Annotated in this window: 16 protein-coding genes; 10 read left to right on the top strand and 6 right to left on the bottom strand. The window is 66.3% G+C overall.

Annotated elements, in window-relative coordinates:
- Nucleotides 1-61: 61 nt before the first annotated feature.
- Nucleotides 62-2,902, bottom strand: coding sequence for a preprotein translocase subunit SecA (secA, locus tag KGM94_RS01990; RefSeq protein WP_300254346.1), 2,841 nt, complete (start codon nucleotides 2,900-2,902; stop codon nucleotides 62-64).
- Nucleotides 2,903-3,245: 343 nt separating this feature from the next.
- Here secA and KGM94_RS01985 point away from each other — a divergent pair, with 343 nt between their 5' ends.
- The 3 genes from KGM94_RS01985 (at nucleotide 3,246) to KGM94_RS01975 (ending at nucleotide 6,000) form a co-directional block, all read left to right on the top strand.
- The gene (locus tag KGM94_RS01985) at nucleotides 3,246-4,172 is read left to right on the top strand and encodes a peptidylprolyl isomerase (RefSeq protein ID WP_300254344.1); all 927 of its coding nucleotides are present in this window, start codon (nucleotides 3,246-3,248) and stop codon (nucleotides 4,170-4,172) included.
- Nucleotides 4,173-4,322: 150 nt separating this feature from the next.
- On the top strand, nucleotides 4,323-5,564 hold the full coding sequence (gene argJ / locus KGM94_RS01980) for a bifunctional glutamate N-acetyltransferase/amino-acid acetyltransferase ArgJ (protein WP_300254342.1): 1,242 nt from the start codon (nucleotides 4,323-4,325) through the stop codon (nucleotides 5,562-5,564).
- 25 nt (nucleotides 5,565-5,589) lie between these two features.
- Nucleotides 5,590-6,000: a (deoxy)nucleoside triphosphate pyrophosphohydrolase gene (locus KGM94_RS01975; RefSeq protein ID WP_300254339.1), complete on the top strand. Its 411-nt coding sequence runs from the start codon at nucleotides 5,590-5,592 to the stop codon at nucleotides 5,998-6,000.
- Between the two features lie 55 nt (nucleotides 6,001-6,055).
- On the opposite strand, the gene KGM94_RS01970 is transcribed toward KGM94_RS01975, so the two are convergent.
- A complete protein-coding gene (locus KGM94_RS01970; RefSeq protein ID WP_300254422.1) occupies nucleotides 6,056-6,901 on the bottom strand; it encodes a methyltransferase domain-containing protein in 846 nt (281 codons plus the stop codon).
- A gap of 79 nt (nucleotides 6,902-6,980) precedes the next feature.
- Between KGM94_RS01970 and KGM94_RS01965 the strand changes: the two genes are divergently transcribed.
- Genes KGM94_RS01965 through KGM94_RS01950 form a run of 4 tightly spaced genes read left to right on the top strand, consistent with a single transcriptional unit; the run spans nucleotide 6,981 to nucleotide 9,446 of the window.
- Nucleotides 6,981-7,790, top strand: a complete 810-nt coding sequence (locus tag KGM94_RS01965; RefSeq protein WP_300254336.1) for a ComF family protein — start codon at nucleotides 6,981-6,983, stop codon at nucleotides 7,788-7,790.
- A 35-nt stretch (nucleotides 7,791-7,825) separates the two neighbouring features.
- Complete coding sequence (gene grxC, locus KGM94_RS01960; protein ID WP_300254334.1) at nucleotides 7,826-8,101, top strand: glutaredoxin 3; 276 nt, start codon at nucleotides 7,826-7,828, stop codon at nucleotides 8,099-8,101.
- Entirely contained in the window at nucleotides 8,098-8,976 is an 879-nt protein-coding gene (locus tag KGM94_RS01955; RefSeq protein WP_300254332.1) for a carbon-nitrogen hydrolase family protein, read from the top strand. Before grxC ends, KGM94_RS01955 begins: the two co-directional genes overlap by 4 nt.
- Nucleotides 8,973-9,446, top strand: a complete 474-nt coding sequence (locus tag KGM94_RS01950) for a DUF1178 family protein (protein WP_300254330.1) — start codon at nucleotides 8,973-8,975, stop codon at nucleotides 9,444-9,446. The genes KGM94_RS01955 and KGM94_RS01950 overlap by 4 nt, the downstream gene beginning before the upstream one ends.
- Before the next feature lie 9 nt (nucleotides 9,447-9,455).
- Here the strand turns inward: KGM94_RS01950 and KGM94_RS01945 are convergent, their stop codons facing one another.
- The 4 genes from KGM94_RS01945 to KGM94_RS01930 form a co-directional block, all read right to left on the bottom strand.
- A complete protein-coding gene (locus KGM94_RS01945) occupies nucleotides 9,456-10,355 on the bottom strand; it encodes an EamA family transporter (RefSeq protein ID WP_300254328.1) in 900 nt (299 codons plus the stop codon).
- Nucleotides 10,356-10,629: 274 nt separating this feature from the next.
- Nucleotides 10,630-10,911: a GIY-YIG nuclease family protein gene (locus KGM94_RS01940; protein ID WP_300254325.1), complete on the bottom strand. Its 282-nt coding sequence runs from the start codon at nucleotides 10,909-10,911 to the stop codon at nucleotides 10,630-10,632.
- A gap of 98 nt (nucleotides 10,912-11,009) precedes the next feature.
- Nucleotides 11,010-11,783, bottom strand: a complete 774-nt coding sequence (gene ubiG / locus KGM94_RS01935) for a bifunctional 2-polyprenyl-6-hydroxyphenol methylase/3-demethylubiquinol 3-O-methyltransferase UbiG (RefSeq protein ID WP_300254322.1) — start codon at nucleotides 11,781-11,783, stop codon at nucleotides 11,010-11,012.
- A 13-nt stretch (nucleotides 11,784-11,796) separates the two neighbouring features.
- On the bottom strand, nucleotides 11,797-12,264 hold the full coding sequence (locus KGM94_RS01930; RefSeq protein WP_300254319.1) for a PH domain-containing protein: 468 nt from the start codon (nucleotides 12,262-12,264) through the stop codon (nucleotides 11,797-11,799).
- Nucleotides 12,265-12,425: 161 nt separating this feature from the next.
- Here KGM94_RS01930 and KGM94_RS01925 point away from each other — a divergent pair, with 161 nt between their 5' ends.
- The 3 genes from KGM94_RS01925 to prfA all read left to right on the top strand — a co-directional run.
- Nucleotides 12,426-13,682 carry an aspartate kinase gene (locus KGM94_RS01925; protein ID WP_300254317.1) on the top strand — a complete coding sequence of 419 codons (1,257 nt, stop codon included), beginning with the start codon at nucleotides 12,426-12,428 and terminating at the stop codon, nucleotides 13,680-13,682.
- A gap of 298 nt (nucleotides 13,683-13,980) precedes the next feature.
- Nucleotides 13,981-16,248: a phosphoenolpyruvate--protein phosphotransferase gene (ptsP, locus tag KGM94_RS01920; protein WP_300254315.1), complete on the top strand. Its 2,268-nt coding sequence runs from the start codon at nucleotides 13,981-13,983 to the stop codon at nucleotides 16,246-16,248.
- A 54-nt stretch (nucleotides 16,249-16,302) separates the two neighbouring features.
- Nucleotides 16,303-17,258: peptide chain release factor 1 (gene prfA / locus KGM94_RS01915; RefSeq protein WP_300254313.1), on the top strand; the 956-nt coding region annotated here is incomplete at its 3' end.

Genomic DNA, 17,258 nt, shown 5'->3' with positions numbered 1-17,258 from the left:
ATCAGCCGCTACCGCTATTACGCGCCGGTTTGACCAGCGAAGCCGGGGACCGTGGCACCCACTATCCGTACTTGCCGTGGCAGTGCTTGTACTTCTTGCCGGAGCCGCAGGGACAGTCCTCGTTGCGGCCGACCTTGCCCCACGAGCTCGGGTTTTTCGGATCGCGCTGCGCGGCGGCGCCGCCCTGCGGCACCAGCGTGGCGCCGGCGAAGGCCATCTCGTCCTCGCCGGTGTTCGGATCGAGCTTGTGGCCCTCCATCTGCGGCAGCACCGGCGCCTCCTGCTCCGGCGGCACGATCTCGACCCGCATCAGTTGCGCGGTGACCGCCTCGCGCAAATGCGAGCTCATCTCCTGGAAGAGGTTGAAGGCTTCGGTCTTGTATTCCTGCAGGGGATCGCGCTGGCCATAGCCGCGCAAGCCAATCACCTGGCGCAGATGGTCGAGCATGATCAGGTGCTCGCGCCAGAGATGATCCAGCGTCTGCAGCAGAATGGTCTTCTCGACGTAGCGCATCACGTCGGGACCCCATTGCGCGACCTTGGCCGCCATGTGCTCGTCGGCGCGCGTCTCGATGCGCGAGAGCAGTTCCTCGTCGGCGATGCCCTCTTCCTTGGCCCATGCGTCGACCGGCAGGTCGAGGTCGAGCACGCGCTTCAGCTCGTCCTTCAGGCCGGCGACGTCCCACTGCTCGGCATAGACATGCTCGGGCACGTGCTTGGCGACGAGGTCCTCGACATAGACGTGGCGCATGTCGGCGACGGTCTCGGCGACGCTCTCGTCCTTCATCAGCTCGACGCGCTGGTCGAAGATCACCTTGCGCTGGTCGTTCTGGACGTTGTCGAACTTCAGGAGGTTCTTGCGGATGTCGAAGTTGCGCGCCTCGACCTTCTGCTGCGCCTTCTCCAGCGCCTTGTTGATCCAGGGATGGATGATGGCCTCGCCCTCCTGCAGGCCGAGCCGCTGCAGCATGCTGTCCAGACGATCCGAGCCGAAGATGCGCATCAGGTCGTCTTCCAGCGACAGGAAGAACTTCGAGCGACCGGGGTCGCCCTGACGGCCGGAACGGCCGCGGAGCTGGTTGTCGATGCGGCGGGACTCGTGCCGCTCGGAGCCGATGATGTAGAGGCCGCCGGGCTTGTTCACGGTCTTGGCCGGCTTGCTTCCCTTGGCCGGCTCGATCTCGACCGTCTCCTCGGCCTTCAGCACGATCTCGCGGAAGCGCTCGACGTCGGCCTTGATCTGCTCGATCCGCCTGGCCTTCTCGGCCTCGTCCTCGATGCCTGCGATCTCCTGCTTGATCCGCATGTCGAGCGAGCCGCCGAGCTTGATGTCGGTGCCGCGGCCGGCCATGTTGGTGGCGATGGTGATCGCGCCGGGCACGCCGGCTTCCGCCACGATATAGGCTTCCTGCTCGTGGAAGCGCGCGTTCAGCACCGCGAACAGCTTCGCCGGTTTGCCGGCGCGGGCCGCAGCGTAGAGCTTGTCCAGCGCGTTCTCCTTGCCGAAATCGATCTGCTTGTAGCCGTTCTGCTTGAGGAATTCGGCGAGCACTTCCGACTTCTCGATCGAGGCGGTGCCGACCAGAACCGGCTGCAGGCGCGCATTGGCCCGCTCGATCTCGGCGAGGATGGCGGCGTATTTTTCCTTCTGCGTGCGGTAGACCTCGTCGTCCTCGTCGAGGCGCGCCACCGGCAGGTTGGTCGGGATCTCCACGACCTCGAGCTGGTAGATGTCGAACAATTCGTCGGCCTCGGTCGCAGCCGTGCCGGTCATGCCCGCGAGCTTCTCGTACATGCGGAAATAGTTCTGGAAGGTGATGGAGGCGAGCGTCTGGTTCTCGGGCTGGACCTGGACGTGCTCCTTGGCCTCCAGCGCCTGGTGCAGGCCTTCCGAATAGCGCCGGCCCGGCATCATGCGGCCGGTGAACTCGTCGATGATCACGACCTCGTCGTCGCGGACGATGTAGTCCTTGTCGCGCGTGAACAGCGTATGCGCGCGCAGCGCCTGGTTGACGTGGTGCACGACCGAGACGTTCTCGACGTCGTAGAGGGATTCGCCCCGCAGCTGGCCGGCATCGCGCAACAGGCCTTCGAGCTTCTCCATGCCGACTTCGGTCAGGGTCACGGTGCGCTGCTTCTCGTCGACCTCGTAGTCGGACTTGTCGAGCCTGGGGAAGAAGGTGTCGATGGTGTTGTAGAAATCCGAGCGGTCGTCGAGCGGACCGGAGATGATCAGCGGCGTGCGCGCCTCGTCGATCAGGATCGAGTCCACTTCGTCGACGATGGCGTAGTAGTGCCCGCGCTGGACCATGTCCTCCAGACGGTACTTCATGTTGTCGCGCAGATAGTCGAAGCCGTATTCGTTGTTGGTGCCGTAGGTGATGTCGCAGGCGTAAGCCGCCTTGCGCTCGGCATCGTCCAGGCCATGGACGATCACGCCGGTGGTCATGCCGAGGAAGCCGTAGATCTGGCCCATCCAGCCGGAGTCGCGACGGGCGAGGTAATCGTTCACGGTCACGACATGCACGCCCTTGCCGGCGAGCGCGTTCAGATAGACCGCAAGCGTTGCCACCAGCGTCTTGCCTTCGCCGGTCTTCATCTCGGCGATGTCGCCCTCGTGCAGCACCATGCCGCCGATCAGCTGGACGTCGAAATGGCGCTGGCCGAGCGTGCGCTTGGCGGCTTCGCGGACGGTGGCAAAGGCCGGTACCAGGATATCGTCGAGCGTCTTGCCGCCGGCGAGCTGCTGCCTGAATTCGGCGGTGCGGGCCTTCAGCGCGTCGTCCGAGAGTTTTGCGAGTTCCGCCTCCAGCGCGTTGATGGCGTTGACGCGGGACTGGTAACCCTTGACCCGACGGTCGTTGGCGGAGCCGAAAAACTTGCGGGCGAGCGCGCCGATCATGCCAAATTCCTGTGTTCGCGATTACCGCGTCGCGGCCGAGAGGTGGTCACCAACTTGCCTATCAACTCACCGTGACGCCTCGGGTGCCAGCCCCGGCCTGCGGGTCATCCGCCATATGGGTGGGAATTAAGCAAATCTGGGTTCAACGGCCGAAAACGCTGCAAAATAAACGCTATCGCCATTGACGCGACCGCGCAGAGATATGGCCGGGTCGGGGCCTTGTCAACGGCGACCGGAACGCCGCCAAATCATCATTTTGACAGACTTTTCGCGTTGCCAAGGCCCCCCGATTGGGCGAGTGTCCGCCCCGCTCGAGCACCCTGCTTCAACATAAGGATCTTCCATGACCACCTCGTTCCCGGCAACCACCGGCCAGCGCTTCCGTCTTGCCTCTGCTCTGGCGGGATGCCTCGGCCTGGCGATGACCCTGGCGCTCGCCGCCAGCCCGGTTCGGGCTGCCGACGATCCGGTGCTGGCCAAGGTCAACGGTGCCGAGATCAAGAAGAGCGACGTGGCGCTCGCCGAGGAGGAGCTCGGACCGAGCCTGGCTCAGATGGATCCGGCGACCAAGGACGAGAACGTGCTGGCCTTCCTGATCGACATGAAGATCGTCGCCAAGGCCGCCGAGGACAAGAAGGTCGGCGACAGCGAGGAGTTCAAGAAGCGCCTCGCCTTCGCGCGCAACCGCCTGCTGATGGACAGCCTGCTCGCCAGCGAAGGCAAGGCCGCGACCACCGACGACGCCATGAAGAAGGTCTATGACGAGGCTTCCAAGCAGATCACCGGCGAGCAGGAGGTGCGCGCCCGCCACATCCTGGTCGAGACCGAGGACGAGGCCAAGGCGGTGAAGGCGGAGCTCGACAAGGGCGCCGATTTCGCCGAGCTCGCCAAGAAGAAGTCCAAGGATCCGGGCTCGGCCGACGGCGGCGACCTCGGCTTCTTCACCAAGGAGCAGATGGTGCCGGAATTCTCGGCCGTTGCGTTCACGCTCGAGCCCGGCAAGATCTCCGACCCCGTGAAGTCGCAGTTCGGCTGGCACATCATCAAGGTCGAGGAGAAGCGTGCCCGCAAGGCGCCGGAATTCGATCAGGTCAAGGGCCAGATCGAGACCTACGTCACCCGCAAGGCCCAGGCCGACTACGTCGCCAAGCTGCGCGAGGCCGCCAAGGTCGAGCGCCTGGACAAGCCGGCCGCCGATGCGGCCAAGGACACCGCGAAGGACGCGCCCAAGCCCGCCGACAACAAGATGGCGCCGCCGGCGAAGAAGTAAATCGACTTCGCGCACGAACTTCAGTAGTTTGACGTCATGCCCGGCCTCGCGCCGGGCATCCACGTCTTTGAGGCCTCTCATGGCGGGAAAGGATCGTGGATGGCCGGGACAGGCCCCGCCATGACGATGTCATTTGCCGGAATCATTTCCATGTCCTCCACCGTCTCCCCGCTCGCTCCCACGGACGTTCCCGCCATGCCCGCGATCGCGGGCGTCAGGCTCGCCACCGCCGAGGCCGGCATCCGCTACAAGAACCGCACCGACGTGCTGCTCGCGGTGATGGACAAGGGCACCGCGGTCGCCGGCGTCTTCACGAAGTCGAAGTGCCCCTCGGCGCCGGTGGAATGGTGCCGCGCCAAGCTGAGAGGCGGCAAGGCGCGCGCCCTCGTCGTCAATTCCGGCAATGCCAACGCCTTCACCGGCAAGACCGGCCGCCAGTCCACCGCGCTCACCGCCGCGATCGCCGCCAAGGCCGTCGGCTGCAGCCAGAACGAGATCTTCCTGGCCTCGACCGGCGTGATCGGCGAGCCGCTGGACGCCAGCAAGTTCAACGGCGTGCTCGGACGGCTCGCCGACATCGCCGAGCCCGGCGACTGGATGGCTGCGGCCAGAGCGATCATGACCACCGACACCTTCCCGAAGGTTGCGACCAGGACCGTGAAGCTGGGCAAGGCCAGGGTGACCATCAACGGCATGGCCAAGGGCGCCGGCATGATCATGCCTGATATGGCGACCATGCTGTCGTTCGTCTTCACCGACGCGCCGATCGCGCCCGCCGCACTGCAGGCGCTGCTCAGGAGCGGCGTCGAGGACACCTTCAACGCCGTGACCATCGACGGCGACACCTCGACCTCGGATACGCTGCTGGCATTCGCGACCGGTGCCGCCGCGGCGCATGGCGCGCCAAAAATCAGCCGCGCCGGCGACCCGCGCCTCAAGGCCTTCGTCAAGGCGTTCCGCGAGGTGCTGGGCGATCTCGCCGAGCAGGTGGCGCGCGACGGCGAAGGCGCGCGCAAGCTGGTCGAGATCACGGTGGAAGGCGCGGTGTCGAAGGCCTCCGCGCGCAGGATCGCGATGTCGATCGCGAACTCGCCGCTGGTGAAGACCGCGATCGCCGGCGAGGACGCCAATTGGGGCCGCGTGGTGATGGCGGTCGGCAAGGCCGGCGAGCCCGCCAACCGCGACAAGCTTTCGATCGCCTTCAACGGCATCCGCGTCGCCAAGAGCGGCGCGCGCGATCCGTCCTATGACGAGGCAGAGGTGTCGGAGGCGATGAAGGCGCCGAAGGTCGCGATCAAGGTCTCGCTCGGGCTCGGCAAGGGCCGCGACCGCGTGCTGACCTGCGACCTCACCAAGGAATACGTCGCGATCAACGGCGACTACCGATCGTAGTCCCAGCCATTCCGAGCCGACGCGCATGGCCGATCTCAAACTGACCCTGGTCGTGGCCTGCGCCCTGGTCGACGCCGACAAGCGCGTGCTGATCGCGCAGCGGCCCGAGGGCAAGACGCTGGCCGGGCTGTGGGAGTTTCCCGGCGGCAAGATCGAGCCCGGCGAGCGGCCGGAACAGACCTTGATCCGCGAGCTGCACGAGGAGCTCGGCATTTCCGTCAGCGAGCCGTGCCTCGCGCCGCTGACCTTTGCCAGCCACGCCTACGAGAGCTTTCACCTCCTGATGCCGCTCTACATCTGCCGTCGCTGGGAAGGGCTGGTGGTCGCCCGCGAGGGCCAGACCCTCGCCTGGGTCCGCACCAACAAGCTGCGCGACTATCCGATGCCGCCAGCAGACATCCCGCTGATCCCGCATCTCATCGATCTGTTGATGTGAGAGCTTCCCGGATCTGCGCAGCAGCGCAAACGCGCTGCAGCGCGTTCGGGACACGTCAGTCGCGCTTTGCCTTCCTCACCGCGTCCGCAAGGCTCGCCTTGGCCGAGCCGGGCTTCAGCGGCTGCTGCTGGCTCGCATGCGGCGCCCAGCCGGACAGCCAGACCACGTCGAAGGTGGCGCGGATGCGGCCATCCGGATCGGCGAACCGTCCCGCATAGATTTCGGCCATGCGCAGCATCGTGGTCCGCCGCGTCAGGGTGCGCCGCCGTTCGATCAGCACATTGGCCGCCCCCATGCGCCGAAGATCCTGCATCAGGGCGAAAGCATTGGAATAGCGCACCACGACGCGGTCGACGTCGGTGACCGGCAGCGCGAAACCCGCCCGCTGCAAGAGCGCGCCGATGTCGCGCAGGTCGGCGAACGGCGCCACCCGCGGCGACACCCCGCCCTCGCACTCGGCTTCGGCAGCGGCAAAGGCCTGCCGCAGTTCGATCAGGCTGTCGCCGCCGATCATCGCCGCGAGCAGGAGGCCGTCTGGCCTCAGCGCGCGGCGGACCTGGGCGAGCACGCCGGGCAGATCGTTGACGAACTGCAGAGCGAGCGCCGAGGCGACGAGGTCGAGCGTCTCGGGCGCCAGGGGCAGCCGTTCCTCGCCGGTCTCATCGAGGGCGATCCGCTGCACTGATGCGCGGCCGCGCAGCGCCGAGACGCCCTCGCCCGGCGTCCACAGATCGGCCGCGTCGGGAAAATCCCGCTTCACCGCGGCGAGCCGGTCGGCCATGTCCTCGTCGACCCGGTCCAGCAGGAACGTCGCCGGCCCCAGCGCCCGCGCGCGGCGCTGCCGGGCGTGCAGCAATGCGCGGTCGAACAGGACGGGGGGTGCTTGTACGGGCGAGGCCATGACGCTGGTTACGCCGATCCCGACGGCTCTGGCAATCCGGCGCTTGAGCAGGCCGTGACGCGGCGCTAGCCTTTCCGCCATGGAGGCCGACAGCATCCCGTCCCGTTCCATCGTTCGTCATTGGCGCGGCGCGCTCGTGGCCGGCCGTCATTTGCTGTCGCAGACCGCGCGGCTTGCGCTCGACATCGCGCTGCCGACGCTGTGCGTGTCCTGCCGCGAGCCGGTCGACGGCGAAGGCGTCTGCGCGGCGTGCTGGGCCAGGCTCTCCTTCATCGCGCCGCCCTACTGCCCACGGCTCGGCATCCCCTTCGTCTACGATCCCGGTCCGGACATGCTGTCGATGGAGGCGATCGCCAACCCACCGGCCTACCAACGCGCGCGAGCCGCGGTGCGCTACGACGACGTCGCCCGCACGCTGGTGCATGCACTCAAATATCAGGACCGCACCGATCTCGCGCCCGCCATGGGCCGCTGGATGGCGCGCGCCGGCCGCGAACTCCTGACCGATGCCGACATGCTGATCCCGGTGCCGCTGCATTGGCGGCGGGCATGGCGCCGCCGCTACAATCAGTCCGGCGCGCTCGCGCGAATCATCGCACGGCACAGCGGGGTCAAGGCGAGAGGCGACGTGCTGCGGCGGGTGCGCGCGACCGAGCAGCAGATCGGGTTGTCGCGCGCCCAGCGCGCCACCAATGTGCAGGGCGCATTCCAGGTATCCGCCGACCGTCAATCGGAGGTCCAGGGCCGTCGCATCGTCCTGGTCGACGATGTCCTGACCTCCGGCGCCACGCTGGACGCCTGCGCGCGGGCCTTGCTGCGGGCCAAGGCGGCCCAGGTCGACGCGCTGGTGTTCGCCCGGGTTGTGGACGGCGGGTCGCGTCCCATATAATTCAAATAATTCACGAAATGAGAGCGCCAGGCGAGATGACCTCTGCTGTCGAGATCTACACCAGGCCGGGCTGCGGCTATTGTTCCGCGGCAAAATCGCTGCTGACCCGCAAGAACGCAGCCTTCATCGAGTTCGATGTTGCCAAGGATCCGTCCTGGCGGGAGGCCATGTACAACCGCGCCGGCGCGGGCGCGACCTTTCCGCAGATATGGATCGGCGAGACCCATGTCGGGGGCTGCGACGATCTCTACGCGCTCGACCGCGAAGGCAAGCTCGATGGATTGTTGTCCAGCGTGAGGGCGACCTCATGAGCGACGATCCTACCTTCAAGGCGGCCATGGTGCAGATGCGCACCTCGCTCCTGCCCGAGCCGAGCCTGGAGCAGGCGACCAAGCTGATCCGCCAGGCGGCCGCGGCCGGCGCCGACTACGTGCAGACGCCCGAAGTCAGCAACATGATGCAGGCGAACCGCAAGGCGCTGTTCGAGCAGCTCGCGACCGAAGAGGACGACAAATCGCTCAGGGCCTATCGCGCGCTCGCGGCCGAATTGAACATCCATCTGCATGTCGGCTCGCTGGCGCTCCGGTTCTCGCCGGAGAAGGCGGTCAACCGCTCCTTCCTGATCGGGCCCGACGGCGGCCTGCTCGCGAGCTATGACAAGATCCACATGTTCGACATCGAGCTGCCGGACGGCGAGAGCTACCGGGAGTCCGCGAACTACCAGCCGGGCGAGACGGCCGTGATCTCCGACCTGCCCTGGGGCCGCATCGGGCTCACGATCTGCTACGATCTGCGCTTCCCCGCGCTCTATCGCGCTCTCGCCGAGAGCGGCGCCTCGTTCCTCGCCATTCCCTCCGCCTTCACCCGCAAGACCGGGGAAGCGCACTGGCACGTGCTGCTGCGCGCGCGCGCCATCGAGACCGGCTGCTTCGTGTTCGCAGCCGCGCAAGCAGGCCTGCACGAGAACAAGCGCGAGACCTACGGCCACTCGCTCATCATCGACCCCTGGGGCGAGATTCTCGCCGAAGGCGATGTCGAGCCCGGCATCATCATGGCCAGGATCGACCCGACCAAGGTCGAGACCGCGCGGAAAGCCATCCCCTCGCTGCAGCATGGCCGCCGCTTCGGCGTCGCCGATCCCAAGGCCGGCCCGGACCATCTGCACCTGGTGCGGGGATCGGCATGATCCGCTACACGCTCCGCTGCGACCGCAGCCACGAGTTCGAGAGCTGGTTCCAAAACTCCTCGGCCTACGAGCAGCAGGTCAAGCGCAAGCTCGTGACCTGTCCGGTCTGCGGCTCGGCCAAGGTCGACAAGGCGATCATGGCGCCGCGCATCGTCGGCAAGAAGGGTCGCGAGCCGGCGCAGGAGCCCGCGCCCGCGAAGCCAGCCGAGGCTCCGCAGCAGGCGCCGACATCGCTGATGATGGCGCAGGAACGCGACCTGCGCGCCAAGCTGAAGGAATTGCGCGATCACATCGTCAAGAACGCCGACAATGTCGGCGAGCGCTTCCCCAACGAGGCGCGTGCGATGCATTACGGCGACAAGGAGCATCGCCCGATCTACGGAGAGGCCTCGCCCGGCGAGGCCAAGGCCCTGATCGACGAAGGCATCGAGGTCTCGCCGCTGCCGACCCTGCCCGAAGACAGGAATTGACGCGGAGCGTCACGCCCCCACCAGCACCGCGACGCCGATCACGATCAGCACGATGCCTGCGAGCTCGCGCGCAGAGATCGGCTGCTTGAACGAGTAGTAGGCCACGCCTTGCGCGAACAGCACCTCGACCAGCGCGAGCGTGCGGACGTTGGCGGCGGCCGTCAGCGCGAACGACAGGAACCAGAACTGCGAGGCAAAGGCGCCCGTGAAGCCGGCGAGCATCGACGGCTTCCAGAGCCTCAGGATGTCCTGCAGGATTTTTGGCGCGCGCGAGAGCAGGTAGACCGTCAGCACCAGCGTCTGCACGAACAGCCCCAGCACCAGCGTGAACGACGCGGCCGTGACGAAGGAGACGCCGGGCACCGTGATGATCGCGCCGCGAAAACCGACCGCCGACAGCGCGAAGGCCGCGGCCGCGACCAGGCCGATGATGGTCGGCTTCAATTCCGCAAAGCTCTTCTCGCCGCCGGGCCTGAGCGCGGTGATGACGACGCCGACCGTGGCGATCACGATCGCCAGCACCTTCAGCCAGGTCAGGTGATCGCCGAGGAAGACGAAGCCGAAGATCGCGGTCTGAATCGCCTCGGTCTTGAGGTAGGCGGTCGTCACCACGAAGGAACGGGTGTTCATCGCGACCAGCATCAGCCCGGTGGCGAGGATCTGGCTGAGCGCGCCCAGGAGCAGCCACGGCCAGAACATCGAAGGCGGCGTCGTGACATGATCGCCGGAGACGACGAGCACCGTCGCATAGAACAGCACCGAGAACGGAAAGCCGAACAGGAAGCGGATATTGGTCGCGCCCCAGGTGCCGAGCGGCCCCGTCAGCGACCGCTGCATCGCATTGCGCGCGACCTGCCCGAGCGCAGCGACGATGGTGAAGGGAATCCAGAGGCTGGCGATCGTGAGCATGGGTGGGGATGGAGACGTGGCAACGAGGAATGCCGCGACAACCTGCCGGGAGCAGATTATCAGGTCAACCTCAGGTACGTCATGGGAGCGATGCCCGCGCAATAAACTCAACTGTCGTCCCTGCGAACGCAGGGACCCATAACCCCAGGACAGAGTTCTTGCGAAGGCGATCAGCTACGCATCCACCCGCCGCGCACACATGATAGATTCCGCGGTAGGGGTCCCCGCGTTCGCAGGGACGACACCGAAAAATTGGCTCGGCCTGTCTGTCACATCAGACCAGTAGATCGCTGAGATCACGCCATTCGAGATTGTCGCGCTCGATCAACTCGATCTTCCAATCGCGCTTCCAGCGCTTCAGTTGCTTTTCTCGGGCGATCGCGTCTTCTGCCCGTTCATAGGTCTCCGCATACACGAGGCGATACACGCCGTACTTCCTGACAAATTCAGAGCCCTTGCCGGCTCGGTGTTCTTCCAGTCGCTTCTGCAGCGAGTTGGTTACACCGATGTACAGCGTCCCGTGACGGCGACTGGCGAGGATGTAGACGTAGTACATGACTGGGCGCCTACCTCGTTCAACAACAGCAGCCGGTGGCTATGGGTCCCTGCGTTCGCAGGGACGACACTGTCGCTGGGGCACGCGACTCACGCCCCTCACACCATTCCTTCCGCCACGACCATGTAGTTCACGTCCGTGTCGGCGGAGAGGCTCCATTTGTCGGCGAAGGGGCTGTAGACGACGCCGGACTGCTCGGTGATGACGAGGCGGCTGTCGAGCAGGTACTTTGCGAGCTCGTCGGGGGTGACGAACTTGTTCCACTCGTGGGTGCCGCGCGGCAGCCAGCGCAGGACGTATTCGGCACCGACGATGGCGAGCGCAAAGCTCTTCCAGTTGCGGTTGAGCGTCGAAACCACCATCAGCCCGTTCGGCTTCAGCATGGCGGCGCAGCGCGCCAGGAACGCGCCGACGTCGGTGACGTGCTCGACTACCTCCATGGCCAGCACGATGTCGAAGCGCTCGCGCGGGTCGGTCTCCTCCACCGTGGTGCAGCGGTAGTCGATCGACAGATGCCCCTTGTCGGCATGCAGCTTGGCGGCGGCGATGTTGCTCGCGGAGGGATCGATGCCGATCACCTGCGCGCCCAGGCGCGACAGCGGCTCGCACAAGAGGCCCGCACCGCAGCCGATGTCGAGCAGGCGCAGGCCGGACAGGCAGTTGAGGCTGCGCACATTGCGCTCGAACTTGCGGCAGGCGGCATCGCGGATGTAGCCGAGCCGCAGCGGGTTGATCTTGTGAAGGGGCGCCATCTTGCCCTTCGGATCCCACCACTCGGCCGAGAGTTTCGAGAATTTCGCGACCTCGGCGGCGTCGACGGTCGACCCTCGTGCGGTCAACCCCTGACCGGAACTATCTTGCTGCATGCTCATGGAACGCGCCGTCCTACCGCGTGGTGATGGAATTGCGGAACGCCAGCGGCGAGGCAATGGTCCTGATCGTCTCGACGCCCTCGCCGACTCCGCGAATCGTCACGTCACCATAGTTGAAGATGCGCCCAAGGATGGACTGGTCGACGTCGACGCTTTCCACCTTGTCGAGGCTCATTTCGAAGGTCTTGCGGGTGATGAACCCGGTCTTGTGCACGACCCTGAAATTGGTCACGTCGGTCTCGGTGGTCCAGCGATGGAACCAGCCCTTCAGGGTCAGATAGAGGGCGAGGCACGCCACCAGGGCAGATGCCGTCAGGCACAGCAGCACGAGGCCCTCGACGACGGTCATCCGGGACATGCCGAGCAGGATCAAGGCCGCGATCCAGGCCGAAACGGCCGGGACATAGAAGATCCAGTGCGCATTGGTCGAATACAGCACCTTCTCGCCGGGCTGCAGGATCTCGTCGATATACCGCGCCATGATCTCGATAAACCCAACTCTGCGCCCCCCGGACGAGCGGGAGCCGACTTCAGGAACCGGCTTGCCCCCGGCGCCGCCGCTCTGTATACGCGCGGTCGGTATCCGCGGCGTTCTAGCGCGGGTCACCTTACTTATCCTTACTGGGGAATGCACGCGTCGTCATGAGCCGCCTCGTGATGAAATTCGGCGGCACGTCCGTCGCCAATATCGAGCGTATCCGCAACGTCGCACGCCACGTGAAGCGTGAGGTGGACGCCGGGCACGAGGTTGCCGTGGTGGTGTCGGCGATGGCCGGCAAGACCAACGAGCTGGTGGCCTGGTGCACCGAAGCGTCCCCCATGCATGATGCGCGCGAATATGACGCCGTGGTCGCCTCCGGCGAGCAGGTCACCTCGGGGCTGCTCGCGATCGTGCTGCAGGGGATGGGCATCCAGGCGCGGTCCTGGCAGGGCTGGCAGATTCCGATCAAGACCAGCGACGCCCATGCCTCGGCCCGGATCGAGGCCATCGACGGCGAGGAGATCGTCAACCGCTTCAAGGAACGGAAGGAAGTCGCCGTCGTCGCCGGCTTCCAGGGCATCAATCCCCAGACCAACCGCATCACCACGCTCGGCCGCGGCGGCTCCGACACCTCGGCGGTGGCGATCGCCGCCGCGATCAAGGCGGACCGCTGCGACATCTATACCGACGTCGACGGCGTCTACACCACGGACCCGCGAATCGTGCCGAAGGCGCGCCGGCTCGACAAGATCGCGTTCGAGGACATGCTGGAACTGGCGTCCCAGGGCGCCAAGGTGCTGCAGGTGCGCTCGGTGGAACTCGGCATGGTCCACAACATGCCGATCTTCGTGCGCTCCAGCTTCGACAAGCCCGAGGATATCGACCCGCACGCCAACCAGCCGCCGGGCACGCTGATCTGCAGCGAGGAGGAGATCATGGAAAGCCACGTCGTCACCGGCATCGCCTTCTCCAAGGACGAGGCCCAGATCTCGGTGCGCCAGATCCAGGACAAGCCCGGGGTTGCCGCCTCGATCTTCGGCCCGCTGGCGGACGCCAACATCAACGTCGACATGATCGTGCAGAACGTCTCCGAGGACGGCAAGACCACCGATCTCACCTTCACGGTGCCGGCCGCCGACTACGTCCGCGCCAAGGACACCATTACCGCCGCCAAGGCGAAGATCGGCTACGCCCGGCTCGACAGCGCCACCGACGTCGCCAAGATTTCCGTCATTGGCAGCGGCATGCGCAGCCATGCCGGCGTCGCCGCCCAGGCGTTCTCGGCGCTCGCTGCGCGGAACATCAACATCCGCGCCATTACAACCTCCGAGATCAAATTCTCGGTCCTGATCGACACCGCCTATACCGAACTCGCGGTGCGAACGCTGCATACGCTCTACGGTCTCGATCAGGTTTAGACGAATTTTCTCTTAGCGGCCGCAGCATTGCGAAGGTGTACACACCTTCGCATCTGGCAAGCGTTTTGCTTGGCAAAACAAGCCTCGATTCGCTATACGGCGAACAGGGTGGGCTGCCGCAGACCGTGCCCCGGTTGAGGCGGCGCTTGCGTCGGTCCAGGCGTCAAATCTTGGGATTTGGTCTTGGGAAGATTTGGGCTTGCGCCGGCGCCGGATGACCAAATGTGTTGTTTTTCTGGAGTTTTGGGCCAGCCCCCGGCCAGGAACCGGCGGGGCCTGTGGAGGAGATTGACGGCACATGCGGAGCACGTCGGGAGGTCCCCGCGTCTTGTTGAGACGGCTCCGCGAAACCATGGCGGAGCAGGTCTCGGCCCAGGAGCGGCTGGACAAGATCGTGGTCTTGATCGCCGCCAACATGGTGGCCGAGGTCTGCTCGGTCTACGTGCTGCGCGTCGACAACACCCTCGAGCTCTACGCCACCGAGGGCCTGAATCGCGAGGCGGTACACCATACCGTGCTGAGCGCCCATGAGGGCCTGGTCGGCCTCGTCGCCAGCGAAGCGACCCCGCTCAACCTGAGCGACGCGCAGAGCCACCCGGCCTTCTCGTTCCGCCCCGAGACCGGCGAAGAGATCTACCACTCCTTCCTCGGCGTGCCGATCCTGCGCGCCGGCAATACGCTCGGCGTGCTGGTGGTGCAGAATCGCGCCAAGCGCACCTATGTCGAGGAGGAGCTGGAGGCGCTGCAGACCACCGCCATGGTGCTGGCGGAGCTGATCGCTTCCGGCGAATTGTCCGCGCTGGCGCAGCCGGGCCTCGAGCCCGCCGCGCGCCACTCCCTGCACAAGACCGGCGCCATCCTGTCGGACGGCATCGCGCTCGGGCATGTGGTGCTGCACGAGCCGCGCGTCGTCATCAACAACTACATCGCCGAGGACCTGCCCAAGGAGATCAAGCGGCTCGATACCGCGCTCGCCAAGCTGCGCGCCGATCTCGACCGCATGCTGGAGCGCGGCGACGTCGCCGAAGGCGGCGAGCACCGCGACGTGCTCGAGGCCTACCGGATGTTCGCCAACGACCAGGGCTGGTCGCACAAGCTGCACGAGGCGGTCGCCACGGGCCTGACGGCGGAGGCCGCCGTCGAGCGCGTGCAGTCCGACACCCGCGCCCGCATGCTGCGCTCCACCGATCCTTACCTGCGCGACCGGCTGCACGACCTCGAGGACCTCGGGCACCGCCTGATGCGGCAGCTCGTCGGCCAGGATCACGCGCCCTCGCGCGAACAGCTGCCCGACAACGCCATCCTGATCGCGCGCGCCATGGGACCGGCGGCGCTGCTCGACTACGACCGCAAGCGCCTGCGCGGCCTGGTGCTGGAGGAGGGCACCGCCAATTCTCACGTCTCGATCGTGGCGCGCGCGCTCGGCATCCCTGCGGTCGGCGAGATCCCGAACGCGCCCGGCATTGCGGACCCCGGCGACGCCATCATCGTCGACGGCACCTCCGGCTCGATCTACATCCGGCCGTCGCAGGAGATCGAGGCGGCCTACGCCGAACGCGTGCGCTTCCGCGCCCGCCGCCAGGCGCAATATCTGGCGCTGCGCGAGCGCTCCTGCATCACCAAAGACGGCCAGCCGGTCGAGCTGATGATCAACGCCGGCCTCGTCATCGACCTGCCGCATATCGACGACACCGGCAGCGCCGGCATCGGGCTGTTCCGCACCGAGCTGCAATTCATGGTCGGGCAGAGCCTGCCGCGCACGTCCGACCAGCTTACGCTCTATCGCACGGTGCTCGACGCCGCCGGCACGAAACCCGTCACCTTCCGCACCCTCGACATCGGCGGCGACAAGGCGCTGCCCTACATGGAGACGGTGATCGAGGAAAATCCCGCGCTCGGCTGGCGCGCGATCCGGCTCGGTCTCGATCGTCCGGGGCTGTTGCGCGGCCAGATCCGCGCGCTGCTGCGCGCCGGCGGCGGCCGCGCGCTGAAGGTGATGTTCCCGATGATCTCGGAGGTCGCGGAATTCGATGCCGCGAAGGCACTGGTCGAACGCGAGCTGACCTATCTGCGCCAGCACGGCCATACGCTGCCGGAGCGCATCGACATCGGCACCATGGTCGAGGTTCCGGCGCTGCTCTATCAGCTCGACGAGCTCCTGACCAAGGTCGACTTCATCTCGGTCGGCTCCAACGACCTGTTCCAGTTCCTGTTCGCGGTCGACCGCGGCAACGCAAAGGTCTCCGAGCGCTTCGACACCATGTCGGCCCCGATCCTGCGCGTGCTGCGCGAAATCGCGCGCAAGGCCAATGCGGCGAAGAAGTCGGTGTCGCTGTGCGGCGAGATGGCCTCCAAGCCAATCGGCGCGCTGGCGCTGATCGCGATGGGCTATCGCTCGCTGTCGCTGTCGGCGACCGCGCTTGGACCGGTCAAGGCGATGATCCTCGAGCTCGACGCCAGCAAGGCGGAGGCGATGCTCGGGCCGCTGCTGGATGCGCCCGCAGGCACCGTCCCGATCCGGCAGAAGCTGACGGAGTTTGCCGAGGCCGAAGGGCTGCCGTTGTAGCGGGCCGTCTTCGCCGCCCCGCCCTGCTCCTTTTCGCCATTTGAGACTTGCCCGATGCCGTCACTCCCCGAAGCCAAACTGGACGTTCTGCTGGCGCACCATGCTTCGCTCGAGAACGAGCTGCTCGGCCAGGTGAGCTCGGAGCGCTATGTGCAGATCACGCGCGAGCTCGCCGAGATCGCTCCGCTGATCGAGGCGGTGAAGGCCTATCGTGCTGCCGTCAAGGAGCTCTCCGACACCGAGGCGCTGATCGCCGATCCCGCGACCGACGCCGAGATGCGCGCGATGGCGGAGGCCGAACGCGGCGATCTGGCGCCGAAGATCGACGACCTCGTGCAGAAGATCCGCCTTGCGCTCCTGCCCAAGGATGCCATGGACGACCGCAACGTGGTGCTGGAGATCCGCGCCGGCACCGGCGGCGACGAGGCCTCGCTGTTCGCCGGCGACCTGTTCCGGATGTACGAGCGCTTTGCCGGTCTGCAGGGCTGGAAGGTCGACGTCATCTCGGCGAGCGAAGGCACGGTCGGCGGCTACAAGGAGATCGTCGCGGAGGTGCAGGGCCGCGGCGCGTTCTCGAAGCTGAAGTTCGAATCCGGCGTGCACCGGGTGCAGCGGGTGCCCGACACCGAGACGCAAGGGCGCATCCACACCTCGGCCGCGACGGTCGCCGTGCTGCCGGAGGTCGAAGACGTCGACGTCGACATCAAGAACGAGGACTTGCGGATCGAGACCATGCGCGCGCAGGGCGCCGGCGGCCAGCACGTCAACAAGACGGAATCGGCGATCCGCATCACCCACATCCCGACCGGCATCGTCGTGATGATGCAGGACAGCCGCTCGCAACACAAGAATCGGGCGTCGGCCATGAACATCCTGCGCTCGCGCATCTACGACGCCGAACGGCAGCGCGTCGAGGCGGCGCGCTCGGCGGACCGCAAGGAGAAGGTCGGCTCCGGCGACCGCAGCGAGCGCATCCGCACCTACAATTTCCCGCAGGGCCGCGTCACCGA

This window comes from Bradyrhizobium sp. (assembly GCF_028868675.1).
GTDB lineage: Bacteria > Pseudomonadota > Alphaproteobacteria > Rhizobiales > Xanthobacteraceae > Bradyrhizobium.
The sequence above is the reverse complement of the archived record's forward strand: the minus strand, read 5'-3'. Positions and strand labels throughout refer to the sequence as shown.